The sequence below is a fragment of the Caballeronia sp. GAWG2-1 genome (assembly GCF_023631405.1).
Taxonomy (GTDB): domain Bacteria; phylum Pseudomonadota; class Gammaproteobacteria; order Burkholderiales; family Burkholderiaceae; genus Caballeronia.
Genome location: NZ_JALQDD010000038.1, coordinates 333,460 through 358,135 on the forward strand (window position 1 = coordinate 333,460; position 24,676 = coordinate 358,135).

Sequence of the window (24,676 nt, forward strand, 5' to 3'; positions counted from 1 at the left end):
TCCTCACTTGTTGACGAGCTTCGCCGGCACAAAGACGAAAATCAGCAACGCCGACAACGCAAGCGAAGCCGCAACCACGAACAGTCCTGACGAAAGCGAATGCGTGATCGATTTGAGCCAGCCGATCACGGCCGGGCTTACGAATCCGGCAAGATTGCCCGTGCAGTTGATGAGCGCGATGCCCGCCGCCGCGCCCGTGCCGCCGAGAAACGCCGTCGGCAGCGCCCAGAACATCGGCAGCGCGGTGATGACGCCCGCAGTCGCGAGCGTGAGGCCAGCCACCGATATCGCCGATGACGCGCCGAAGAGCGCGCACAGCACGAAGCCCGCTCCGGCAATGAGCGCGGGCAGCGCGACGTGCCAGCGCCGCTCGCGTGTGCGGTCGGCGTGCTTGCCGGTGAGGATCACCGCGATGAGGGCGACGGAGTAGGGAATCATCGTCAAAAGGCCGATGATGAACGCGTCTTCTATACCCGTCGAACGCAGGATGGTCGGCTGCCAGAAGCCGATTGCGTACGAACCCATGACAATGCCGAAGAGAATCAGGCACATCAGGTACACGCGCGCCGACGTGAACACCGCGCGCACCGAGCCGTGCGTTTGCGTGGCGGTATCGGCGGCGATTTCATCGAGGATCACGCGCTTTTCGGGTTCGGAGAGCCAGGTGGCGTCGGAGACGCGGTCATCGAGATGCTTCAGGATCACGAAGCCGAGCACGATGGACGGCACCGCTTCGATGATGAAGAGCCATTGCCAGCCTTCGAAGCCACCCACGCCGCTCATCGAATGCATGATCCAGCCGGACGCCGGTCCGCCGATAAGCCCCGACACCGGATTGCCCGCCATCAGGAGCGCAATCATCTTGCCGCGCCGATGCGAGGGAAACCAGTAGGTCAGATACAGCACCATGCCCGGAAAGAAGCCCGCTTCCGCGACACCGAGCAGAAACCGCACGGCGTAGAACTGCATGGGCGTGGAGACCCAGGCAGTGGCCATCGATAACGCGGCCCAGGTAATCATGATCCGCGCGATCCAGCGCCGCGCGCCGATGCGATGCAGCAGAAGGTTGCTCGGTACCTCGAAAAAAAAGTAGCCAACGAAGAACAACCCCGCACCGAGGCCGTACACGGCTTCGCTCAGATGCAACGAGTTCAGCATCTGCAGCTTGGCGAAGCCGACGTTGACGCGATCCAGATAAGCGACCACGTAGCCGACGAACAAGAGCGGCATGAAGCGCAGCGCAACGCGGCGAAAGATGGAGTCGGCGTCGTCGGGTGCTATCGAGGCGGGAAGTGAAGGGCTGTCGTACAAGATTTGTCTCCGTTTTTATTCGTATGGTTGTACGGCGGTTCAGTGCGCGGGTTCGCGAACGCCGAGCTGATCGGCATGCGGAATGGAAAAGCCGATGGCGTCCAGCGCGTTTTCAAGCTGCACGCGTTGCGTGCCATCGAGCTCGACGAGCGGCGGGCGCAAATTCGCCCAGCCTTCATCGCCGGATTGCCATGCAATGGCCGCTTTCATCGCGGCGATCATTGGGAAGCGCTGGAACACCGCGCGCGTTTCGTCTAGGCGGCGTTGCTGTGCGGGCGCATCGACGGCGCGCCATTCGCGCGCGAGCTTGCCGATGGCCGCCGCATTCACGTTGCCCGTCGCGGTGATGCAACCCGCGCCGCCCGCTTGCAACGTGCGCAACAGGAACGTCTCGCTGCCCGCGAAGACTTCGAAGCCCGTGGACGCGAAAGCATCGATGACGGCCGACGTGTTGCTCCAGTCGCCCGAGCTGTCCTTGATGCCCGCAATGGTGCCCGGATACGCCTTCAGCAAGCGTTCGATGAGTGCAAGGCTCAACGGCACCTGCGCGACCGGCGGAATGTGATAGAGATAAATCTTCAGACGCGCATCGGCGACAGCGTCTATCACGGTGGCGTATGCGCGGAACAGTCCTTCGTCGCTTACGCCCTTGTAGTAGAACGGCGGCAGCATCAGCACGCCGCCACAGCCGTTCGCTACCGCATGACGCGTGAGTTCGATGGTGTCCGGCAACGCACACGCGCCGGTGCCAGGCATCATGCGTGCAGCGGGCAGGCCTGCGCCGATGAGCGCATCGAGCAGTCCGCGCTTCTCCGCGACGGACATGGAGTTGGCCTCGGAATTCGTGCCGAACACGGCCAGCCCGACATCGTCGTCGAGCAACGCGCGGCAGTGGCGAATCAGACGCTCGGCCGATGGCGCGCCGTTATCGTCGAATGGCGTGAGAACGGGCGACAGCGCGCCCTGAAAGGTCTTTGATGTAGTCATGGCAAGCGTCTCCGGTGTCGTTCGAGGGTCGCGCCAGTATCGCCGTGGGTTGGATATCGAAGAACAAGGGTGCGCTTGCTTCAAAGACAAAAATTTCTTGTGTCTTATGCGGACGTTTCCCGTGAACGCAAAAAAGGCCGCTCGAAAGCGGCCCTGGCGTGCTTCAGCATGACGCGTCTAGCTTCTTGGCGTCGTGCCGCGCTTCTCCGTCGCGCGCAAGAAATCGAAGTCGACGCCTTTATCCGCTTGCGTCACCGTATCGAGAAACAGCTTGCGGTATCCACGCTCCGCTGTCGGTATCGTCACGGGATGTCGGGCCGCACGCGCAGCGAGTTCCTCGTCGCTGATCAGCAGGCTGATCTCGCGCTTCGACACGGACAGGCGAATGCGGTCGCCCGTCTGCACGTGCGCAAGCGGCCCGCCGATCGCCGATTCGGGCGTCACGTGCAGCACGATCGTGCCGAACGCGGTGCCGCTCATGCGGCCATCGGAGATGCGCACCATGTCCTTGACGCCCGCCGTCGCGAGCTTGCGCGGGATCGGAATGTACCCGGCTTCCGGCATGCCGGGCGCGCCCTTCGGACCGATGTTCTTGAGCACCAGAATGTCATCGGCGTTGACGTCGAGATCGGCGGAATCGATGCGCGTGGCCAAGTCCGCGCCGTTCTCGAACACCACCGCGCGGCCCTCGTGCTCCATGAGTTCGGCGTTCGCCGCCGACTGCTTGATGATCGCGCCGCCCGGCGCGAGATTGCCTTCGAGGACGGCAATACCGCCTTGCGGATAGATCGGGTTGTCGAACGAGCGCACGACATCCTGCACGAAGGCCGGACCCGCCGCTTCGATCTCCTCGCCGAGCGTGCGGCCCGTGACGGTCAGCGCGTTCAGATTGAGAAGCGGCTTGAGTTCGCGCAGCAGCGTGGCCATGCCGCCCGCCTTATGAAAATCCTCCATGTAATGCGAGCCGGACGGCTTCAGATCGAGCAGCACGGGCGTCTCGCGGCCCATGCGGTCGAGCGCTTTCAGATCGACGTCGTAGCCCATGCGTCCGGCAATGGCGGTCAGATGCACGATGCCATTGGTCGAACCGCCGATAGCCAGCAGCACGCGCATGGCGTTCTCGAAGGCATCGGCGGTGAGAATCTTGTCGATGGTGAGGTCGTCCTTCGCCATCCGCACGGCTTGCGTGCCGGTCATTTCGGCGACGCGCATGCGGTCCGATGTCACCGCGGGCGGCGCGGCGCCGCCCGGAACGGTCATGCCGAGCGCTTCGGCAATACACGCCATGGTGCTTGCCGTGCCCATCACCGAACACGTGCCCACGCTCGCGACGAGCTGGTTGTTGACCGCCGCGATTTCCGTCTCGTCGATCTCCTCCGCGCGAAAACGTCCCCAATAGCGCCGGCAATCGGTGCATGCGCCCACGCGCTCGCCGCGATGCGCGCCCGTCAGCATGGAACCGGTGATGAGCTGGATCGCCGGGATATTCGCCGATGCCGCGCCCATCAGTTGCGCGGGCACGGTCTTGTCGCATCCACCGATCAGCACGACGGCGTCCATGGGCTGCGCGCGAATCATCTCCTCGGTGTCGATCGACATGAGGTTGCGCAGATACATGCTGGTCGGCTGCGAGAACGATTCGGCAATGGAGATGGTCGGGAAGTCCATTGGCAGGCCGCCCGCGAGCATGACGCCGCGCTTGACGGCCTCGATCAGCTGCGGCGCGTTGCCATGACACGGGTTATACGCGCTGCCTGTGTTCACGATGCCGATCACCGGCCGGTCGAGCGCGCTGTCCGTATAGCCCGCGCCCTTGATGAAAGCCTTGCGCAGAAAGAGCGAGAAGCCGCTGTCGCCATAGCTCGTCAGCGATTTGCGCAGGCCGCCGGGTTGCGGGTCTTGTTCAGCGCCGGACTTTTTCTTGAATGTGTCGCTCATGTTGCTGGCGTCTCCTGTAGGTGTGCCCGCATTATCGCGGCTGGCTTGCGTTGCCGCGACACGTTCGCGCTTGCTTCAAACCATAGAACTTCTTGCTTCCGGACGTGACTATTGCTTCGGTTTGCCCGACCCGTGCCGCGTCCGTTCGATAGAGTCCGCCGCGCCGAGAAACGCCTGCACGAGCCGGATGCGCGCGCATGAACGTCCCCATAACAAGCCGACGAGACGCTTGGGCGCCGCGTTGGGGAGCGCCCACTTGCGCACGGAAATGCCCGGATACTCGTGCGGCGCCCAGTCCGGCACGAGCGAGACGCCGAGCCCGCGATCGACCAGCGTGGCGATGGCCGCGAGGCCATCGAGTTCGCAGCGCTGATTCGGCTTGATGCCTTGCTGCCGTAAATACGCATCCGCGAGTTGGCCGCCGACCACGTTACGGTCGTAGCGAATGAAGGGTTCTGAAAGCAAGGTCGCGTGGACGTCGTTGACGTTCATCGCGGCGGGCGTCAGAAGCACGAGCGGCTCCGTGCGAAACGTATGCCAGTCGCAGCTTTTCGGGAGATTGAAAAGCGGTTGCGCGATCACGGCGGCATCGAGATCGCCTGCCGTCACCTTGCGATAAAGATCGAGCGACGTGCCCGGCTCCAGATAGAAGTCCATCTGCGGATGATGACCGAGCAGCACCGCGAGCGCGTCGGGAATGAGGCTGCCCATCATCGTCGCCATGCCGCCAAGACGCAGTTGACCGCCTAATTGATCCGTGTCCTCGATGTCCGAACGCAAGTCGCGAATGTCGTGCAGCACCGCTCGCGCCCGCGCGAGAATGCGCTCGCCGGCTTCCGTCGCGCCCACCGTGCGGCCCGAGCGACGCACGAGCGTGGCGCCGAGTTCGGCTTCGAGCATCTTGACGCGTTGCGCGACGGCGGCGGGCGTCAGATCGAGCCTGCGCGCGGCTTCCGCGATCGAACCCAGTTCGACGACGAACACGAAGCTCTGCAGATAGCGCGAGTCCATCGATAAAAAATTTTGGGTTTGAAGAAGCCAAAGGATACTTCTTCTGCGGCGCGCATGTCATCAGACTCGTTCTTGCGGTTCTTGACGACAATACAGGGAGACAGCCATGCCTATCATCGAATCCATCGCCGTATGCGCGGCCGCGGTGCCGCTCGATCGCGTCACGTCCTTTTCGACGCGCACGGTGTCCACGCGTCATTACGGCCTCGTCAAGGTGCGCTCGACCGATGGCGTCGAAGGCATCGGCTTTTGCTATATCGGCAGCGCGGCGGGCGAATTGCTGACCGTGGCGGTGGAGCAGTTGCTCGCGCCGGTGCTGATCGGCCGCGACTCGTACGCTGTGGAAGGACTCTGGCAGACGATGTATAACGAAGCGCTGTTGCAAGGACGCGCGGGCACCGTGATGCGTGCGCTGTCCATTCTCGATGTCGCGCTGTGGGATCTCAACGCGCGCACGCATGGCGTGGCCTTGCACAAGTATCTCGGCGCGAACGAGCTCGAAAGCGTGCCGGCCTACGCGAGCGGTGGCTACTATCTCGACGGCAAGACACCTGAAAAGCTCGGCGAGGAAATGGCCGGCTACGTGGAGATGGGTTTTCGGGCGGTGAAGATGAAAGGCGGGCGTTTGTCGCCGCAGGAAGAGGAGCGGCGCGTGAAGGCGGCACGCGAAGCCGTCGGGCCCGACGTCGAACTGATGATCGACATGAACAACGGCTGGACCGATCTCACGCAGGCCTTGCAGCATGTGCGCCGCATCGAGCAATACGATCCGTACTTCATCGAAGAGCCTTTTTCGCCAGACGATGTCGACAATCACGCGAGGCTTGCGAAGGCCACGCGCATTCCGGTGGCGACGGGCGAGATCGGCTATGGCCGCTGGTATCACAAGGAATTGCTCGACCAGGGCGCGGCCGCGATTCTGCAATCAGATGCGGCCGTGTGCGGCGGCATTACTGAATGGCGCAAGATCGCGGCGACGGCGGCAAGTCATGGTGTCGTGATGTGTCCGCACTGGTTCCACGACCTGCATGCGCCGCTCGTTGCTGCCACGCCGAACGCGCGCTACGTCGAATACTTCTGGGACGATCAGGTGCTCAACTTCCGCCGTCTGGTGGACCGCCAGTTGTCGCATGAGAACGGGCGCGTCAAGCTGCACGACGCGCCCGGCCTCGGCTTCTCCTTCGATGAATCGCAGGTGGCGAAGTACGGGCAGTGGAAGCGGATTTGAAGGCTTTTATTCGGTCCTGGTTGCGATGGCGTGCGCCCGTTTTATCGACGACTCATGAGGTTTAAAGATCGAACCCGAGTTGCGCTTTGCCGAGCGGCGTCAGGTCTTGCATCGTGGCGCGTCCGACGAAGTCGACCTCGAAGTGATCGGCGGGAAAGTCGGGCGGGCTTCTGCCTTCGAGGAAAGCGGGCAACTGGCGTTTGAGATATTCGTCGTTCTTGGCGCACGCAGGCGCCGAAGCGATATACATCACGTTGCTGTAGCCCGCGCCGCGATGCGCGTCTTCCACGGCGTGGATCACGTCGCTATGCCAGAAGACGGTGTCGCCCGCCTGCATGTGCGGGATCGAAGACAACGCTTCGAAAAGCGGTGCATGAAATTCGGGCTTGATGGAAAGCGCGCGGCCGGGCATGGCGCCGCACAGGTCGTCGTCGGCGACATCGTCCTGAAGGGCGCGCAACAGGATATACGCCATCGAGTTCGCAATCGGCACGAGCTGCAACGTGCCGTCGCCCGGACCTTGCGGCGTGAGCGCGGTCCAGCCTTGAAACGTGCGGAACATGGAGCACACCGCGGGCGACGCGATCTCCTCGACATCCGGCCGGAACGCGGCGTCGAATGGGTCATATTGACGCCAGTTGCCGTCGAACACATGCCGGTACACCTTGCGGAAATTTGCTTCGATCCACCGTTCGACCGAGCCGCCGTCGCAATGCGCGGACAGACCCAACGACTCGGAGCCGGGCGGACGTCGACGCATGCGGTCGGCATACACCGGCACGCGCTCGGGATCGAAATGAACGCGGCCTTCGCTCTCGACGCGCCACAAGCGGTTGAGGAACACGCGCGCCGCAGTCAACAAAGGCGCCTGCCGTGCCAGCACCTGCGGCTTCGACCAGTACACGCCGTAAATCTGCGGCTTGCTCGAGGCGAGCTGGCCGAAGTATTTGTCCTCGGCGCGGTTCTGCAGTCGCGTATCGAGGTCGTTGCGCTCGACATACTCCGCGATATCGCGGTCCCATTGTTCGACGATCGATGCTTCGAACACATTGCGGATCACGCACGCACCACGCGACTTGATGAGCGCGATCTGCTCTGCGCTCACACGCTGCTGCGCGATCTCGGAGAACTGGATTTCAGGGATGACGTTCTCGCCGCGATTGCGTCGCTCGGCGATCTCGCTGGCCTCGGCGTGGATTGCTTCTTCCACTTCGGCGAAGACTTCGCGATAGCTCGGCAGCCGCTCGCGAAGCGCTCGTTTGGCCTGCCGGATGGTTGCAGGCAAATCGTCGATTTCAAGTGCCATGGTTGTCTCCGTACGGGTTTTGCGATACTGGCAGAATAGGCCGATGACGCCTGCAGAAGTGATACCATCCGGACAACTTCTTCGCGTCTTCTGCCATGAAACCCGCATACGAACACGTCGAATTCGGTGATGAATGTTCGGTGAGGGTTTACCACCGGCGTCTGCCGCGCATTCCTTTCGAATGGCACCATCATCCCGAATACGAGTTGACGCTCACGCTCAACAGCCACGGCAAGCGTTATATCGGCGATTCGATCGAGGGTTACGCCGACGCGGATCTGGTGCTCGTGCCACCGAATCTCCCGCATACGTGGGCGTCGAACCGTTCGATCGATTCGAGCGTGCCTCAGGTCGCCATCGTGATCTGGTTCAGTGGCGAATGGGCGCGGCGGCTCGCGGATGTCTGCCCCGAATACACACCCTTGCGCGACCTCTTGCGCCGAGCCGCCTGCGGACTGGCGTTCGGTGAGGAAGTCGGCGCCGCGATGCGCACGCAACTCGACAAGCTGCTTTGCAACGCGCCCCGCGAACGCCTGGGCGCCGCGCTGAACGTGCTTTGCTCGCTGGCGGAAGCGCCTGGTCGACCGCTTGCATCGCCTGCTGCGTTCAGTGAGCGTACGGACGGTCCTTCGGGTCACGAACCGGAACGCATCAACCGCGTACTCTCGATGATCGACTCGCGCTTTGCCGAACCGCTGCGTCTTTCCGAGCTTTGCGAGGCGGCCAACGTGTCGGAACGTTCGCTTGCGCGCTACTTCGAGCAGCACATGGGCGAGAGCGTGGGACGATACATCGCGCGGGTCAGAATCGGACATGCCTGCCGCATGCTCGCGCATACGTCCGCGCCGGTGTCCGTCGTCGCGGCGCGCTCCGGGTTTCCGAATGTCGCCAACTTCAACCGGCAATTCAAGGCGATGAAGGACCTCACGCCCGTCGCTTATCGAAGACAATTCGCAGCCGGTGATGTTGCCGAGGCGCACGCCGGGCCGGGTATCACCGAGCGCTCGCCTTCGTTGCAGCGCAATCCGCGCTTGCCGAAGTCGATTGCGTGACGGCGTCATGCGTCACGGTCACGCATGACGCCACTTAAGTTAGCATTGACCCTTCCGCTTTTCCAACCTTCCTTGGAGATGGCTCATGCAATGGCCTGAACCGTGCTCATTCGATGTGAACCTGAATACCGGGCTGATGGAAGGCACGGGCACACGCTACCAGAAGCGCCTCGACGATCTCGCCGGCTTGTACGCCGATGCAGCCGCCTTCGACGCGCTGGCTTCCGCTCGCGGCAAGGATGTCGTGTACGACGTGACCGATCATCGCCCAAGCGATCAGCCGGGCGACCTCATCACCGGCGTCACGCGCATGTCGCCAGGGAAGGTCGGCCGCGAATACTTCATGACGCGCGGGCATATTCACGCGAACATCGACCGGCCGGAGTTGTATTTCGGTCTGAAGGGCGACGGGCTCATGTCGATGGAGTCGCCGGACGGAGAGACACGCATCGTCGAAATACACGCGCATACTGTGTGCTACGTGCCGCCGCGCTGGATTCATCGTTCCGTCAACACGGGCGCGGAAGACTTCGTGATGCTGTTCTGCTACCCGGCGGATTCGGGGCAGGACTACGCGATCATCGAACAAGCGGGCGGCATGCGCTTGCGTATCGTAGATGACGGTCAGGGCGGCTGGCGCAGCGAAGCGAATCCTGCGTATCGCGAGCGTTCGCAGGCCGACGTGGAAGCGCTGATCGCGCGCGGCGCGCGTGCCGAAGGAGCGGCGCGATGAGTTACCAAGCCGCGCAACGGCCGACGTTTTACTTCATCGGCGTGACGACCGCGCAAAGTTCGATCATGCGCGTGTTTCCCGCATGGGCAAGACATCTCGGGCTCGGCAATGTCGAGATGAAGGGTATCGATTTCGAGCCGCATTCGCCGGCGAATGCGTATCGCGAAGCCGTCGAGTTCTTGCGCGACGATCCCTTGTCGGTTGGCGCACTCGTCACCACGCACAAGATCGACTTGTACGCTGCATGCCGCGATCTCTTCGACGAGATCGATCCTCACGCGCTCATGATGAGCGAAACGAGTTGCCTCTCCAAGCGCGACGGCAAGTTCGTCTGTCACGCCAAGGACCCGATCACTTCCGGCTTCGCGCTCGATGGCTTCCTGCCCGAACAGCATTTCGCAACGACGGGCGCGGAAGCGTTCTCGATGGGCGCGGGCGGCTCGACCATTGCGATGACATGGCATCTGATGCAACCAGGCCGTGGCGCGAATCGGCCGTCGAAGGTGATCGTATCGGACCGTTCCGCGGCGCGGCTCGAGGAGATCGAGCGGATTCATCGAGAGGTCGGCGCTGGCGTTGCATGCGAGTACGTGCTCGTGCAGGACGCAAAGGACAATGACGCGGTGCTCGCGCGATTGTCTTCGGGCGCGTTGGTGATCAATGCGACGGGACTTGGCAAGGACGCGCCAGGTTCGCCGCTCAGCGACGCAGCCGTGTTCCCGGAACGCGCCGTGGTTTGGGAGCTGAATTATCGGGGCGATCTGGTCTTTCTCGAACAGGCGCGTGCGCAGGCGCTTCAAAAGCAATTGCAGATAGAAGACGGGTGGACTTACTTCATCTACGGCTGGACGCGCGTGATGGCCGAAGTGTTCCATGTCGAGATTCCGTCGCGTGGACCCGCGTTCGATGAGCTATGCCGGATCGCGGCGGAAGCGGGCAAGCCGGCGCCTGCGCGCCCGGTTGCGTGATGAGCGTATCTACGCGGGACATCGAAAATTGCGCGCTGGATTTGCTTGGCGGACGTGCCGCGACTTCTTCCATTTGTCCATCGGATGTGGCACGCAATCTAGTGAGCGACGAAGATGGATGGCGCGCGCTGATGCCTTTGGTCAGGGACGTAGCCGCGCAAATGGCGCGTGAAGGCAAAGTGCTGATCACACAAGGGGACGTGACGCTGGACCCCGATGCAATGAGTCATGGGCCCATTCGCTTGCGGCGCGGGCCGGCTTTTCCGGCATCGGCATAAAGAGCGTAAGCGGTCCGCGTCATCGTCGAGCCGACACGGACCCGCTCATGCACGTTAAGAAGCCATCCCCATGGCCGGATCGGAAACGAGGTCCTTGCCATTCTCCACACGTCCCGCGAAGCGTCGCTTGAACGCGTTCAGACCGCTGCACGTGACCATGAAGTCGTACCAGTTGCCGCTATCGGCAATTGGCCAGGCCACTTCGACGACCGAGTTCGCAGCCACCGTCGTGACCCACGGACCATTCGTGAGATAGGCCAGCGCTGCCGTCGTGAACGTGCACGACTGATTGCCGCGGTTGTAGAGCTTCACGCTGACGAGCGACGTATCGCACGGCTGATAGCAAACCTGAATCTCGGCATTCGCGGATGCGCTCACTTCCTTCAGATTGCCCGCAAACTCGCGGTGGTAACCATTGGGTCCAAGCACCCACAGATCGTATCGTCCTGCATCGCTGGCAGGCACGGTCCACGTTCCCGTCAGCGACTTGCCCGCCTCGACGACGAAGCGGCGCGGCACGAGTTCGAGATGGTTTCTGTCGTACACATGAAACACCGCGCCCGCGTGGTTCGTGCTGCCATTCGCGAATTCGAGCGCGACCGTGCTTGCGTTGGCGTTCACATGCGCGGTCGTGTGCAGCTCGTAAGGCAAGGCGCGCGACGGACGTGTACCGGTAGCCTGCGCGGGCAACGGCGAACTCGCCGTCACGGACTGCGCCTGGATCGCGGATGCCGCCGCCTGCGACTTGGCGAGCGCATCGGCCGAGTCCTTCGTCGTGCGCCCGGAGAGCGTCGGCAGCGTGGCATCGTTCGGATTAACGAAGTTGAAGCACGAGGTCAGGTCGCCGCAAATCGCACGCCGATAGCTGCTGATCTGCGGTTCGGTCACGCCGAAGCGCTTTTCGAGGAACATGAGCGTCGAGGTGTGATCGAAGACCTGCGAATTCACAAAGCCGCCACGGCTCCACGGCGAGATCACCCACATCGGCACGCGCGGGCCGGGGCCGTATGGTCGTCCGTCGGTCTTCGGCTGATTGCTCGTTGCCGGCGCGAAGTTGTGATATTCCACCGCCATATCGGTGTCGGACAAGGTGCTCGCACCCGCGAGCGTGCCATCGCTTGCGTGCGACGGCGCGCTCGGCGGCGGAAGGTGATCGAAGAAGCCATCGTTCTCGTCGTAATTGACGAGCAGCACGGTCTTGCTCCACACATCCGGGTTCGCGGTCAGCGCATCGAGCACTTCCTGCACGTACCAGCCGCCTTGCGTGGGACTCGACGGACCGGGATGCTCGCTATATACGGACGGCGGGATGATCCACGATACGGCAGGCAGCGTGCCCTTCTGGATGTCGTCGCGAAACGTTTCGAGAAAGCCTTGTGGCATGGTGTTGCCGAAGCCTTTCGCGAGCGGACTCAGGGCGTCGTCGATCGATGAATCGTAGAACGCGCCCGCCGCCGTCACGGGTTGCGTGATGTCCGTGTTCGCCACGTACACCGGTCGCCGTGCGGCGGGCATCTGCTCGATTGCGGTGCGCCAGTGGCGAAAGCTCATCATCTCGTTGCAGCCGAAATTGTCGATGAGACTTTGATACACCTTCCAGCTCACGCCCGCGTTTTGCAGACGGTCCGCATAGGTCGTCCAGGTCCAGCCGGTTGACGACGAGCCAATGTCATTGCCGCCATTGAACTCGTTGTTCAATGCGGCCACCTTGACCGGCGCGTTGGTCGACGGACTCAAACCGTTGGGACCGTTCGTGCCGGTCCAGTAGAAGAGACGGTTTGCAATCGTGCCGGTGTGCATGCCGCAGTGATACGAATCGCACAGCGTGAAGGCGTCCGCGAGCGCGCGATGAAAGGGCACTTCGACCGTTTCGTAATACCCCATCGACAAGGGCTTCTTCGCTGTCGGCCATGCCGCCATGCGGCCGTTGTCCCATGCGGCCTGCGAGTCGGACCACGTATGCGGTGTGCTGCCCGCGCGCAGTGCGTTGCCTTTCGACTCGTCGAGATGATAGGGAATCAGCGTGCTCGTCGAGCCGGAACTCGTGTAGTTCTGATAGAAGACGTTTGCGCCGTTGGGCGAGGGAATGGCAAAGCGGTCGCCATAACCGCGCACGCCCTTGAAGGTGCCGAAATAGCTGTCGAACGAACGGTTTTCCAGCATCAGCAACACGACGTGCTGAACGTCCCTGATCGTGCCCGTGACGTTGTTCGCGTCGATGGCGAGCGCGCGCCGAATAGCAGGCGGGAACGTGGAAAGCACGGCGGCGGAAGCGGCGGTGCCAAGCGACGTCTTGATGAAACTTCGTTTAGATGGACTGAATGTCATGCCATTGATGAATTTTTGATGTGGGAATGCGACTCAGGGAGCCGGCGCGCAGTGGCTGATCTTGCAGGACGACGCGTTGGTCGAGGCGGGCGTTGCCGACTTGTCGTCTCCTCCGCAAGCGGCGAGCGTAAGCGCGATGCAAATCAGCGCGCTTGCCAGCGACGGTCTGCCGAGCGCAGTCAGGTGGGGCATGGTTGTCGTCATCAGAAAAAGAACGAGTGAGAAACTGGATGGAATTTCCGGCCGGACATTCCATGTTCGTAAGCAGGCGCCTAATTTCTGACGGAAATGTAAAGGTAATTTTTGGCAGAAATATGAAGGTTCAAGAAAGTCGTTCGAAATTCGGTAGGCTTGATGCCTTTCGGACGGCGGGCGCCAGGCTCGCTGCTTGCGCTGCACGCCAGGTTCATCGCGCTTCGACTTCACTCGTACTCAAGGAAACTGACTCATGCTGAAAATCCATCACCTCGGGCACTCGCAATCCGAGCGTATCGTCTGGCTGTGCGAGGAGCTCGATGTTCCATACGAGCTCGTCAAGTACACGCGCGATGCACGCACCATGCTGTCACCGCCCGAACTCGTCGCGTTGCATCCGCTGGGCGCGGCGCCGCTCATCGAAGTCGATGGCATGTTGCTCGCCGAGTCCGCGGCTATCGTCGAGTTCATTCTCGCGCGCCATGGCGACGGCAGATTGCAGCACGCGCCGGATCATCCCGACTTCGCGTCCTATCTCTACTGGTTTCACTTCGCGAACGGCAACCTGCAGCCGGTCATGGGACGCTCGATGATGATCGGCCGCGCCGGTTTGCCGCCGGATCATCCGGTGCAAACCGCCGTGCAGGGACGGCTCGATAAAGTGCTGGCGCTCATCGAAGATCGGCTGGGACAGGCGGACTATCTCGCGGGTAGCGACTTCACGGCCGCCGACATCATGAGCGTATTTTCGTTGACTACCATGCGTATTTTTCAGCCGCTGGACCTTTCGCCGTATTCCAACATACGGGCATATCTGCAGCGAATCGGCGAACGCCCGGCGTATCGGCGAGCGATGAAGAAGGGCGATCCCGACCTGACGCCGATGCTTACCTAGGGACATCGATGAAGCGCCGGGCGCACGCCGGTTCCGGCGTTGTCGTTCCTCGTTGCGCGGTCTCGCCCAAAGCCCGCTACGCCGAAAATCCAGTAGTAGATCGCATTTTGGCGCAGTAACGTCGATGCACGGAGCGACCCTCTGTCGAACGCAGCTCAACGTTACCGAGGACAACGATATGGTTTCCAGAAGCGACGGCCGCCTCGCCGGCAAGGTGGCGATCATCAGCGGCGGCGCGGGTGGATGCGGCGCGGCGGCATCGGAACTGTTCGCGCAACAGGGCGCGAAGGTCGCCATCATCGACCGGGACGTGGATGCCGCCATTGCGCTCGCCTCCCGGCTCAACGAAGCGGGATTCGAAGCGCTAGGTCTGGGTGCGGACGTCTCCCGTCAATCCGATGTCCAGAAAGCCGTCGCAGCCGCGAAAGAGCAATATGGCAACGCGGACATCCTCTTCAATCACGCCGGCACGCTGATCGTCAAACCGTTCCTCGAAATAGAGGAATCGGAATGGGACTGGCTGATGGGCGTGAACGTCAAAAGCATGTTCCTCATGACACAAGCGGTCCTGCCGCAGATGCTCGAAAAGGGCAAGGGCAGCATCGTGTGCACCTCGTCGATCTCGGCAGTCTACGCCACGCCCGGCGAAGTGCTCTACGACGCGACCAAGGGCGCATGCCACATGTTCGCCCGCGCGATAGCCGTCGAATACCGCGATCGGGGCATTCGCTGCAACGCCGTGGCGCCTGGATTCATTCGCACGCCGCACGGCATGCGCGAGCTTCGCGACCTGCAGGCAATGGGTGTCGATGCCACTGAAGCCGCCATCGCGCTTCAGCAGGGCAGGCTGTGCGAGCCGTCCGAAGTCGCTGCTGCGGCGCTCTTTCTGGCATCCGACGAAGCGAGCTTCGTCAACGGAACGCATCTCTTCGTGGATAACGGCTTCTCCGCCGTGTAAAGAATCCGGTAGCGCTTCGAAATTTGGCTACTTACCGTGCCTGTTGCGCGTCGCGCGTCGCGCGTCAGCGTGACAGGCAATACGGACGTCGAATTCTGGTTCCTTCCCGGCAGGCATTCGTGACGGAGTGAATATGAACGCAAAGCACCAGTCTGAAGCAAGCAGCGACAGCGACGTGAGCCTGTTGCACAAGATGGGTTATGCGCAAGAGTTGTCCCGGCGCATGAACGGCTTCTCGAACTTCGCGGTCTCGTTCTCGATCATCTGCATCCTCTCGGGCGGTATCACCGCATTCCAGCTGGCGCTTTCGGCGACGGGCGGCGCGTCCGTCGGGCTCGGGTGGCCGCTTGGCGCGTTGTTCGCGTTGATCGTCGCGGTGTCGATGGCGCAGATCGCGTCCGCGTTTCCCACAGCGGGCGGGCTGTATCACTGGGGCTCGATCCTCGGCGGCAAGCAGTTGGGATGGCTCACGGCATGGCTCAACCTGATTGGTCTGATCTTCGTCATCAGCGCGATCAACTTCGGCACCTACGATCCGTTCTTCAAGACGCTGATCGCGCCGATGTTCGGCGTTGCGCCCGAAAACCTGACGTGGTGGCACCAGACCGCGTTCCTCGCGATCATCACGTTGTCGCAGGCGCTGCTCAATGCACGCGGGATCAAGATCGCCAGCAAGATCACCGATCTCTCGGGCTATCTTATCTTCGTCGTCACCATCGTTCTGGTCGTGGCGCTGCTCTATTACTCGTCCGTGCCGCTCGATCTGCATCGGCTCGTCACGTTCACCAACTTCACGGGCGTCGATGGCGGCGCGTGGCCGAAGCAATCGACGCCGCTCGCGTTTCTCGCGGGCTTGCTGCTCGTGACGTACACCATCACCGGCTTCGACGCTTCCGCGCACACGTCCGAGGAAACGCACGATGCCGCGCGCAACGTGCCGAAAGGGATCATCGGCTCGGTGTTCTGGTCGGCGGTCTTTGGCTACGTCATGGTCTGCACCTTCGTGCTCGTCATGCCGGATCTCACGGCGGGCATGAAACAGGGCACCGGTTTCTTCGAAGCCATTCTCGCGCCGATTCCGACGACGTTGCGCGTGTGTCTCGAACTCGCGATGTTCTTCATCAACTATGTCTGCGGGCTTGCGGCCATCATGTCCACCTCGCGCATGATGTACGCGTTCGCGCGAGATGGCGGGCTGCCCGGCTCGAAGTTTTTGCGTCACGTGAGCCCGAAGCATCGCACGCCGGGCGCGGCGATCTGGACTTGCGCCATACTCGCCATTCTCATCACGCTGTATGGCGATGCCTTCTCCGTGCTCAGCGCCGGCAGCGCGGTCTTCCTATACATTTCCTACGCGATGCCGATTGCGCTCGGCATGTTCGCCGAAGGCCATGGCTGGACAGAGAAGGGACCGTTCCAGCTCGGCCTCTGGTCCAAGCCGCTCGCGTTGCTGGCGACGGTCGGCGCGTGCGTGCTCGCGTATGTCGGCATTCAGCCGCCGAACGAAAAAGTGCTGTACGTGCTCGTTGGATTCGTGATCGCGTTGCTCGTCATCTGGTACGGCTTCGGGGTGCGCAAGACCTTTGCGGGTCCGCCGTCGATGAAGTCGGATGCGGATATGGCGCGCATCGGCAAGCTCGAAGCCGACGTCGATCAGGCAGTGCGATAGTGCTGCATGCCCGTCATGTCCCGCTTCATGCGCTGCCTCGCTCGACAATGGTAAAGCCCAGGTCGATACGCGGATTCGCGGGGCGCTTGCCTTCGAGATAATCGAGCAGCATGTCGCCCGCCAGCTTGCCGATTTCAAGCGATGGAACGCGGATCGTCGTGATGCCCGGATGCGTCGCCGCCGCGATGGGCAAGTCCACGAAGCCCATGATGGCGACGTCTTCCGGCACGCGTATGCCGCGCCGCTGACACTCGAACAGCACGCCAGCGGCGAGCATGTCGCTGGAACAGAACACGGCGTCTAGGTCCGGGCGGCGTTCGAGCAGCCTGTCGAAGATCTCGGGCGCGTCGTTGATGCCCATTGGCCGGTCGAGCGTGATGGCCTCGATCTTGTGAAGCCCCGACTGTTTCGCGCCCGCCCGAAAGCCTTGCAAGCGGCCGGTCGAACGGACATCCATGCTGCCGAGAAAACCGAGATTGCGTCGTCCCTTGCTTGCGAGATAGCGCGCCACTGCAGCACCGGCATCGCGATGCGAGAAACCGATACGCATGTCGATCTGATCGTTGGACGTGTCCCATGCCTCGATCACCGGAACGCCGCAACGGCGAATGCGCTTGTCCACTTCCGCCGGCGTCGATGTGCGTATGAGCATGATGCCGTCGACGCGTCGCCCGACGAAGGCATCGATGAGCCGCATTTCCTCGGCTGCGTCGTAACGGCATTGACCGAGCAGCAACTGATAGCCCTTGTCGGCCAGCGCTTGCGACAGCCCGCTGATGGTGTCCGAAAAGAACGCGTTCTCGATAGTCGGAATGACCGCGCCGATGATCTTCGACCGGTTCGACGCCAGGCTTCCTGCATTCAGGTTCTGCACGTAACCGAGTCTTTCGATGGCGGCCTGCACCGCCGCCAGCGATTCGGGCGATACGAGCTCGGGCTGATTCAACGCGCGCGAAACGGTCATGCGCCCGACCTTCGCCTCGCGAGCGACGTCTTCCATGGTGGGCCGGGGCAAGGTGGGTTCGGACGCGGTGGCGCTTGTTTTCATGGTGCTTCGTTTCGTTTCGTTGGTGATCTGTGTTTCGTGCGCGAAGGGTCGATCAGGGAAGACCGCTGCTTGACACTCCGACGGTTCCACTTTACCTTGAATGGGAGCGCGCACATAGCTGGTTACGAACCGAGCATGATGCAGTGCAATGACGTTGCCAAAGCGCCGCGTCGGCGCTCGCGAATGGGAGCGCTCCCAAAAGGCAGGTCCGTTCTTTCAGGAGATGAAAGTGCTTACGAACGAGCAAGTAGAGCAATACGCCAAGGAAGGATACGTAGTCGTCACCAACGTTTTCAGCGATGACCTCGTGGAGCGCATGCGCCGCGTCACGGATGAACTCGTCGAGCAGTCTCGCGCGCTCACGGCATCGAACGATGTATTCGATCTCGCGCCCTCGCATACAGCGCAAAAGCCGCGCGTGCGGCGCATCAAGGACCCGATCAAGGTCGATCCGGTGTTCATGGAAGCGCTCAAGCATCCCAAGCTGATCGCCGCGCTGACGAGTCTTCTAGGGCCGAATCTGCGCGTGCGCAACACCAAGCTGAACCTGAAGGAAGCGCATGTCGGCGACCCGGTTGAATGGCATCAGGACTGGGCGTTTTACCCGCACACGAATCAGGACGTGCTCGCTGTCGGCGTGATGCTCGACGATTGCGAACTGGAAAACGGCCCGCTGCTGATCATTCCGGATAGCCACCAGAGCGAGATTCATAGTCATCACACGGACGGCTATTTTTGCGGCGCGATGGACCCGACGACATCCAATGTCGACTTCAGCAAGGCGGTGCCGTGCACGGGCAAGGCGGGATCGTTCTCGATTCATCATGCGCGCGCAATTCACGGTTCCGCGGAAAACACGTCGAACCGGCCGCGCCGCTTGTTGCTGTATGAGATTGCCGCCGTCGATGCCTGGCCGCTTATCGGCGGTCCCACGCAGGACAAGAGTCTCGCGGAGTTCAACGAGCGGATCATCGCGGGCGAGCCGACTATCGTGCCGCGCATGGAGAACGTTCCGGTCATCCTGCCGCTGCCGCCCGCGCCGAAGCAAGGCTCGATCTACGAGAACCAGACATCGCTCAAGAATCGCTTTTTCGCCACGACAGCAGAGGCGATGTAGCGCGGCGTCGGAAAGGAAACCGCATGCAGCAACTCAAGGTGTATCAGTCGCTATGGGCCATGGAACGACGCCGCCCGGACGGACATGAGTGGCCGCTCGACGAGCAGTTACGCATGATCCGCGATGCCGGCTTCGACGGCGTGGGCGTGCGCTTCTTCGACTACGCGTATGCGAGCCGCGTCACGCACACGCTGAAGGAATACGGCATGACGTGGCAGGCGCAGTGTTATCCGCAAACCGTGGATGACCTGAAGCCGATCATCGAGCACGTGCAGGCGCTCGGTGCCGATCACATCAATCTTCAGCCGGACGTGCGGCCGTACTCGATCGAGGAGTGCATTCCGCTTATCGAAGGATGGCGCCGGCTTGCGCACGATGCGGGCATCGCGGTTCATATCGAAACGCATCGCGACCGCATGACGACGGATCTGCTATTCACGCTGCGTCTGCTCGATTGCTTTCCTGACCTGCGTCTGACCGGCGACATCTCGCATTACCTCGTGGGCCGGGAGTTCGCGTGGCCGGTATCGGATGACAACCATCGGCTCATGCATCGCATTCTGGACAACTGCTGGGGCTTTCATGGACGCGTGGCAAGCCGCGAGCAGATACAGGTGCAGATCAGCTTTGCGCATCACAAGGAATGGCTCGATCTTTTCCTCGGCTGGTGGAAATACGGTTTTCGCAGCTGGCGAAAGCGTGCGGAAAGCGATGCCGTGCTCACGTTTCTCTGCGAACTCGGCCCGAAGGAGTATGCGATGACCGATAGAAATGGCTACGAGTTATCGGATCGTTGGGAAGAAGCGCAATTGCTCAAGGGCCTGGTCGCGGACATGTGGACACGGCTCGAAAGAGAGGAAGCAACGCCGGTATAAGCAAAAGTTTGAACGAAAGAAAGCGATGAAGTGCGTCATGCCCGAACGCATCGAGGACAGCAGAGAAACCCGCCCCAATCACAAGCAGCCGAAGAAGTCTCGAAGACACGAGACGAAGGAGACAAGCGATGAAGGATGCAGCCCTCGAGAGAGCCGAGTCATCGGGTTCAGCTCGCTGGATCAGGATCACGCTCGTGATCTTTCTCATGTACACCATTTCTTATTTCGACCGGACCAACATCGGCCTCGCGCTGCCGTTGATCCGGCGCGATCTCGGCATGGATGCGACCCACGCCGGACTTGTCGGCGGCATCTTTTTCTGGGGCTACGTCATCACTTTTCTGGCGGGCGGATGGCTCGTGTCGCGCTTCGGCGCACGCAAGGTCGTGCTCGTGTGTCTCATCTGCTGGGGCGCGGCGGCGATGGCCACCGGGCTCGTGCGCACGATGAACGAGTTGATGGCGGTGCGGCTCGTGCTCGGTGTGGCGGAAGGGCCGGTGTGGGCGTCCGCTTCGAGTCTCACGGCGTCGTGGTTCACGCGCCGCGAACGGGGCAAGGCTTTCGGCTTCTGGACTGTCAGTTCGCCGCTCGGCGCGCTGCTTGCCGGACCGATCTCGGGCTTTCTGCTCGCGCATCACGACTGGCGCGCGATGATGATCATCGAAGGCTTGCCCGCGTGGATTTGGGCAGTGGTCTGGTGGTCGAGCATTCCGAAGAACATCACGGCCGCCAAGTGGCTCACCAACGAGCAAAAGGCCGGACTTTCGCGCGTGCTCGCCGACGAGCAGGCCGAATTCGTGGATGTCTCATCGCAATCGGGCATCCGTCGTGTCCTGGGGCTGAAGGCGACGTGGTTCCTCGGATTCGGCTTCGCGATGATCAACCTCGTGGTCTATGGCTTCATGCTGTGGCTGCCGAGTTCGATTGCCGCGGCGGCGCCGAACCTGGGGTCGGTGGAAGTCGGCTTGCTTTCGGCGTGCCCGTGGGCGGCGTGCATCGTCGGCATTCTGGTGGCGACGCGCAGTTCGGATGCACGTCAGGAGCGGCGGCTGCATGCGGGCGTGCCGATCATCCTTGCGAGTGTGTTGTTGCTCGCGGCGGCCAACGTGCCGGCGACATCGCTCGTGTTGCGAATGTCGTTGTTCACCGCCATGGGCTTCTTCCTCGAAATGTTCCTTCCGCTCATCTTCACGTACGTGACCGAGCTTTTGTCGGCCGCCGATGCGATCGTCGCGACTGCCGTCATCGGTGCGTTCGGCAATCTCGTCGGGGGTTTCGTCGGGCCCACGCTCGTCGGAATGCTCGCGGGGAAGGGCAGTGACTTTCAGTATCCGTTCTCGGTCCTGGCGTGTTTCGGGGCGCTCGGCGGCGTGCTGATACTATGCGCGCGGCCGCATCGAGAGGTCGCCGCGGAGGTGCTTGCTACAAGATAAAGAGTTGGGTGATGCACGTTCATGCACGTTTACATTCTTGTTCGTGCACGTTATGCTGCGCGCATGAACCCCGATCTCCCACTCGCCCGTCGCGACGAACTGGCCAGCCGTCTGTCTTCTGGCCAGTCGCTTGTCGCCGCAAATCTCGCCGTCGAATTCGCCGTATCGGAAGACGCCATCCGCCGCGATCTTCGGGCGCTGGCGTCCGAAGGCAAATGCCGTCGCGTCTACGGCGGCGCGCTGCCGGTTTTGCCGGCCGCGCTTCCCATGGCGGCGCGCATCGACATGGACGCCGACCGCAAGCGCATCCTCGCGCAAACGGCCGCGTCCCTCATTCAGCCGGGCCAGTTCCTGTTCCTCGACAGCGGCAGCACCAACCTCGCGCTCGCGAACATCCTGCCTGCGGATTTCGAGCTCACGGTGGTCACGAACTCCGTCGATATCGCTGCTGCGGTGTTGCGACGAACGGACCTGCAACTCGTCATGACCGGCGGCTTGGTCGATCAACACGTAGGCGGCAGCGTCGATCCCACTTCGGTGGAGTTCGTCAGGCGCATGAGCTTCGATATGTGCTTCATCGGCGCGTGCGCGGTATCGACGTCACGCGGCATCGGCGCATTCGGCTTAAGCGACGCTGCGTTCAAACGCGCGGTCGTCGCTGCAAGCGCGCAGAAGGTCGTGCTCGCCACGACCGCGAAACTTCATGCGCGCGCGCCTTATAGCGTGGCGAACATGAAGGAAATCGACTTCCTTATCGTCGAGGAAGATGCACCGGGTGATGTGCTCGCGGCGCTGTCGAAGTCCGGCCCGACGGTGATGACCGCGGTGGAAAAATCATGAGCGAGGCCAATCTGGGGGTATCGTCCAATCGCTTCGGGACGCGTCTTGCCACACGTCTTGCGTTTCTCGTGGCCGGCTTCAGCATTGCGTCGTGGGCGCCTCTCGTGCCGTTCACGAAGAGCAGGCTCGGTGTCGACGACATCACGCTCGGCCTGCTGCTTTTGTGCATCGGCTTAGGCTCGGTCCTGGCGATGCTTCTCGCGGGCATGCTCACCGCGCGCTACGGCAGCAAGCCGGTGATCGTGGCGGGAGGCGTGGGTCTCGTCCTGACCTTGCCGTTTCTCACGGTCGTCAATACGCCGGCTGAATTAGGCATAGCGCTTTTTTTGTTCGGTGCATCGCTAGGCTCGCTCGAAGTGGCAATGAACGTTCATGCCGTCGAAGTCGAACGTGACGCGGGACGGCCGCTCATGTCGGGGTTCCATGCCCTGTTCAGCGTAGGTGGGTTCGCCGGATCGAGTCTCATGACGTTCCTGCTGTCGATGCATGTCGGCACGCTGCCGGGCACCCTCCTTTGCTCGGCACTCGTGCTCGGAACGTTGGTCCTCGCAACGCCCAGACTTCTGCCTTATGCAAAGAGCGAAGGCGGGCCTATCTTTGCCGTGCCGCGCGGCATCGTGCTGTTGCTCGCCATTCTCGCTGCCATCACGTTCCTCGCCGAAGGCGCGGTGCTCGACTGGAGCGCGCTGCTCGTCTCGGACACGGGTCTCGTCGGCAAGAACGAAGCGGGGCTCGGATACGTCCTCTTTTCGATGGCAATGACAGGCGGGCGTTTATGCGGCGATGCCGTCATCAAGCGGCTCGGCGAGCGCGCGGTCATGTTCTGGGGCGGCGTGCTGACCATCGTCGGGTTCGTGCTTCTGCTCACGGTTCCCATCGCCTTCGTTGCGCTGGGCGGCTTCGTGCTGGTGGGGCTTGGAGCATCGAACACGGTGCCGATTCTTTATCGTCGAAGCGGAACGCAGCGGCTCATGCCACCCGCGCTTGCGGTAGCCGCGGTGACGATAGTGGGTTACGCCGGGATTCTGTCAGGGCCTGCGGGAATCGGCTTCATAGCGGGACAAGTGGGCCTTCCCGGCGCCTTCTGGGTCGTCGTCGTTTTGCTGTGTCTCGTGCCGTTATGCGCGCGGACCGTGACGGCCAAGCAAAGCGACGCTCGATGAAGATGCAGCCAGCTATCGTGGCTGCATCCCGACGAGCGCTCGAACCAATCAGAACCGATGCCGCAGCCCAACCGTTCCGACCACCTGGTTGGCCGTGGACGAAGCGCCGCCCGAGGTATTGATGAAGGCCACGTATTGCGCGCCGATTGCGTGCTGATACATCGCTTCGGCGTACACGTCCGTGCGCTTGGAGAACGAGTAGATGGCTTGCAGATTGACCTGGTTGTATTTCGGATCGTCGCCGAAAGTGCGGCTGTTGGCGGCGTGGCCGTCGGTATAAGTATCGGCTATACCGAGACTGATCGCGGGCGTCAGCGCATACTTCGCGTTCACTTCGTAGTTATAGAAGCTCATCGCGCCGTTCACCGAGTTGAACGATGTCGTGCCTTGATAGACGCTGCGCGTGAACACGAAGCCGATGAGCGCCGGACCGTACGCATAGTTCGCGCCGGCGCCGAGCACCCATTCGCGCGATGCGCCGACCACGAAGCCGCCGGTGCCATTGGCGGTCGATTCGGCGACATCGATGGCACCGGCCGTGTTCGCGCCGTTCGAGCCATTGATCTGCAGATAGCCGACCGCGACGTTGAACGGTCCGTAGCTGTAACTGCCGCCCGCGCTGTAGGCGCGGTTCATCGAAAAGTCCGTGCTGTTGGAGAACGCGTACAGTGCTCCGAACTTGAGTCCGGCGTACGAACTGCTCATGTACTTGACCGCGTTGCTCATGCGGACCGAGTGATTGAGGTTGTCGTTATCGAACGGATGGGCGAAGCCCGTGTCGCCGAACGAGCCTGCGGTTGCGGACAGCGGCGCGACGAAATCGACGAGCGAATCGTACTGGCGTCCCAGCGTCAGCGCGCCATAGTCGCTCGATGCAAGGCCCACATATGCCTGACGGCCGAACTCGCGTCCGTTCTGGCCCAGGCGGCCGGTCTGCAGGTTGAAGCCGTTCTCGAGCACGAAGATGGCCTTCAATCCGCCGCCGAGATCTTCCGAGCCACGCAGTCCCCAGCGGCTGCCGTTGATATTGCCGCTCGTGGCCTGCCAAAGCGAGCCTTGCGAGCCCCCTTTGGCGACGTTATTCGTGTACATCAGGCCGGCATCGATCAAGCCGTACAGCGTGACCGAGCTCTGCGCCCGTGCGTTAGCGCCGATCAACAGCAATGGCAGCATCCATGCGATTCGCGTTTTTTTCATGCCTGAACTCCGGACGAGTTGACGGGGACTCTGTCGAGAGGTTAGCGACCGAATCGTCAAATGCAAAATAGCCGCTTGAACACATGATGAAGATGTTGCGATATCGCCGATTCGGCTCGCTGTCGAGCGCGCTGTCGTAATGACGA

The 24,676-nt window shown here is 62.0% G+C and carries 22 protein-coding genes; 13 read left to right on the forward strand and 9 right to left on the reverse strand.

Features of this window, described 5'->3' with window-relative positions; genetic code table 11:
- Nucleotides 1-3: 3 nt before the first annotated feature.
- The 4 genes from NCR98_RS25805 to NCR98_RS25820 form a co-directional block, all read right to left on the reverse strand.
- Nucleotides 4-1,311: an MFS transporter gene (locus NCR98_RS25805; protein ID WP_250527719.1), complete on the reverse strand. Its 1,308-nt coding sequence runs from the start codon at nt 1,309-1,311 to the stop codon at nt 4-6.
- A 39-nt stretch (nt 1,312-1,350) separates the two neighbouring features.
- Nucleotides 1,351-2,298, reverse strand: coding sequence for a dihydrodipicolinate synthase family protein (locus NCR98_RS25810; protein WP_250527720.1), 948 nt, complete (start codon nt 2,296-2,298; stop codon nt 1,351-1,353).
- Nucleotides 2,299-2,475: 177 nt separating this feature from the next.
- On the reverse strand, nt 2,476-4,236 hold the full coding sequence (locus tag NCR98_RS25815; protein WP_250511606.1) for an IlvD/Edd family dehydratase: 1,761 nt from the start codon (nt 4,234-4,236) through the stop codon (nt 2,476-2,478).
- Between the two features lie 108 nt (nt 4,237-4,344).
- Nucleotides 4,345-5,247, reverse strand: a complete 903-nt coding sequence (locus tag NCR98_RS25820; RefSeq protein WP_244830616.1) for a LysR family transcriptional regulator — start codon at nt 5,245-5,247, stop codon at nt 4,345-4,347.
- 106 nt (nt 5,248-5,353) lie between these two features.
- On the opposite strand from NCR98_RS25820, the gene NCR98_RS25825 reads away from it, so the two are divergent.
- Nucleotides 5,354-6,475, forward strand: a complete 1,122-nt coding sequence (locus NCR98_RS25825; protein ID WP_244830614.1) for a mandelate racemase/muconate lactonizing enzyme family protein — start codon at nt 5,354-5,356, stop codon at nt 6,473-6,475.
- 61 nt (nt 6,476-6,536) lie between these two features.
- Here NCR98_RS25825 and NCR98_RS25830 read toward each other — a convergent pair whose 3' ends face one another.
- Nucleotides 6,537-7,781, reverse strand: a complete 1,245-nt coding sequence (locus NCR98_RS25830; RefSeq protein WP_250527721.1) for a DUF1479 domain-containing protein — start codon at nt 7,779-7,781, stop codon at nt 6,537-6,539.
- Nucleotides 7,782-7,876: 95 nt separating this feature from the next.
- Between NCR98_RS25830 and NCR98_RS25835 the strand changes: the two genes are divergently transcribed.
- From NCR98_RS25835 to NCR98_RS25850, 4 genes are all read left to right on the forward strand, one after another.
- The gene (locus NCR98_RS25835; protein WP_250527722.1) at nt 7,877-8,833 is read left to right on the forward strand and encodes a helix-turn-helix domain-containing protein; all 957 of its coding nucleotides are present in this window, start codon (nt 7,877-7,879) and stop codon (nt 8,831-8,833) included.
- A gap of 85 nt (nt 8,834-8,918) precedes the next feature.
- Nucleotides 8,919-9,566 carry a glucose-6-phosphate isomerase gene (locus tag NCR98_RS25840; RefSeq protein ID WP_250527723.1) on the forward strand — a complete coding sequence of 216 codons (648 nt, stop codon included), beginning with the start codon at nt 8,919-8,921 and terminating at the stop codon, nt 9,564-9,566.
- Entirely contained in the window at nt 9,563-10,534 is a 972-nt protein-coding gene (locus tag NCR98_RS25845) for a shikimate dehydrogenase family protein (RefSeq protein ID WP_250527724.1), read from the forward strand. Before NCR98_RS25840 ends, NCR98_RS25845 begins: the two co-directional genes overlap by 4 nt.
- Entirely contained in the window at nt 10,534-10,812 is a 279-nt protein-coding gene (locus NCR98_RS25850) for a DUF3253 domain-containing protein (RefSeq protein ID WP_250511611.1), read from the forward strand. The genes NCR98_RS25845 and NCR98_RS25850 overlap by 1 nt, the downstream gene beginning before the upstream one ends.
- Before the next feature lie 54 nt (nt 10,813-10,866).
- Here NCR98_RS25850 and NCR98_RS25855 read toward each other — a convergent pair whose 3' ends face one another.
- Nucleotides 10,867-13,140, reverse strand: a complete 2,274-nt coding sequence (locus NCR98_RS25855; RefSeq protein WP_250527725.1) for a phosphocholine-specific phospholipase C — start codon at nt 13,138-13,140, stop codon at nt 10,867-10,869.
- 33 nt (nt 13,141-13,173) lie between these two features.
- A complete protein-coding gene (locus NCR98_RS25860; protein ID WP_244830596.1) occupies nt 13,174-13,332 on the reverse strand; it encodes a hypothetical protein in 159 nt (52 codons plus the stop codon).
- Between the two features lie 256 nt (nt 13,333-13,588).
- Between NCR98_RS25860 and NCR98_RS25865 the strand changes: the two genes are divergently transcribed.
- The 3 genes from NCR98_RS25865 (at nt 13,589) to NCR98_RS25875 (ending at nt 16,857) form a co-directional block, all read left to right on the forward strand.
- The gene (locus NCR98_RS25865) at nt 13,589-14,230 is read left to right on the forward strand and encodes a glutathione S-transferase family protein (RefSeq protein WP_250527726.1); all 642 of its coding nucleotides are present in this window, start codon (nt 13,589-13,591) and stop codon (nt 14,228-14,230) included.
- A 178-nt stretch (nt 14,231-14,408) separates the two neighbouring features.
- Complete coding sequence (locus NCR98_RS25870; RefSeq protein ID WP_250527727.1) at nt 14,409-15,188, forward strand: SDR family NAD(P)-dependent oxidoreductase; 780 nt, start codon at nt 14,409-14,411, stop codon at nt 15,186-15,188.
- A gap of 133 nt (nt 15,189-15,321) precedes the next feature.
- Nucleotides 15,322-16,857, forward strand: a complete 1,536-nt coding sequence (locus tag NCR98_RS25875; RefSeq protein ID WP_250527728.1) for an amino acid permease — start codon at nt 15,322-15,324, stop codon at nt 16,855-16,857.
- A 25-nt stretch (nt 16,858-16,882) separates the two neighbouring features.
- Here the strand turns inward: NCR98_RS25875 and NCR98_RS25880 are convergent, their stop codons facing one another.
- Nucleotides 16,883-17,905 carry a LacI family DNA-binding transcriptional regulator gene (locus NCR98_RS25880; RefSeq protein ID WP_250494646.1) on the reverse strand — a complete coding sequence of 341 codons (1,023 nt, stop codon included), beginning with the start codon at nt 17,903-17,905 and terminating at the stop codon, nt 16,883-16,885.
- 148 nt (nt 17,906-18,053) lie between these two features.
- On the opposite strand from NCR98_RS25880, the gene NCR98_RS25885 reads away from it, so the two are divergent.
- The 5 genes from NCR98_RS25885 (at nt 18,054) to NCR98_RS25905 (ending at nt 23,333) form a co-directional block, all read left to right on the forward strand.
- Nucleotides 18,054-19,022, forward strand: coding sequence for a phytanoyl-CoA dioxygenase family protein (locus tag NCR98_RS25885; RefSeq protein ID WP_250527729.1), 969 nt, complete (start codon nt 18,054-18,056; stop codon nt 19,020-19,022).
- Nucleotides 19,023-19,045: 23 nt separating this feature from the next.
- Nucleotides 19,046-19,897 carry a sugar phosphate isomerase/epimerase family protein gene (locus tag NCR98_RS25890; protein ID WP_250527730.1) on the forward strand — a complete coding sequence of 284 codons (852 nt, stop codon included), beginning with the start codon at nt 19,046-19,048 and terminating at the stop codon, nt 19,895-19,897.
- Nucleotides 19,898-19,974: 77 nt separating this feature from the next.
- Entirely contained in the window at nt 19,975-21,330 is a 1,356-nt protein-coding gene (locus tag NCR98_RS25895) for an MFS transporter (RefSeq protein ID WP_255784903.1), read from the forward strand.
- 21 nt (nt 21,331-21,351) lie between these two features.
- Entirely contained in the window at nt 21,352-22,170 is an 819-nt protein-coding gene (locus tag NCR98_RS25900) for a DeoR/GlpR family DNA-binding transcription regulator (protein WP_250527731.1), read from the forward strand.
- Nucleotides 22,167-23,333, forward strand: a complete 1,167-nt coding sequence (locus tag NCR98_RS25905) for an MFS transporter (protein ID WP_250527732.1) — start codon at nt 22,167-22,169, stop codon at nt 23,331-23,333. The genes NCR98_RS25900 and NCR98_RS25905 overlap by 4 nt, the downstream gene beginning before the upstream one ends.
- Before the next feature lie 48 nt (nt 23,334-23,381).
- Here NCR98_RS25905 and NCR98_RS25910 read toward each other — a convergent pair whose 3' ends face one another.
- Entirely contained in the window at nt 23,382-24,530 is a 1,149-nt protein-coding gene (locus NCR98_RS25910) for a porin (protein ID WP_250527733.1), read from the reverse strand.
- Nucleotides 24,531-24,676: the final 146 nt, after the last annotated feature.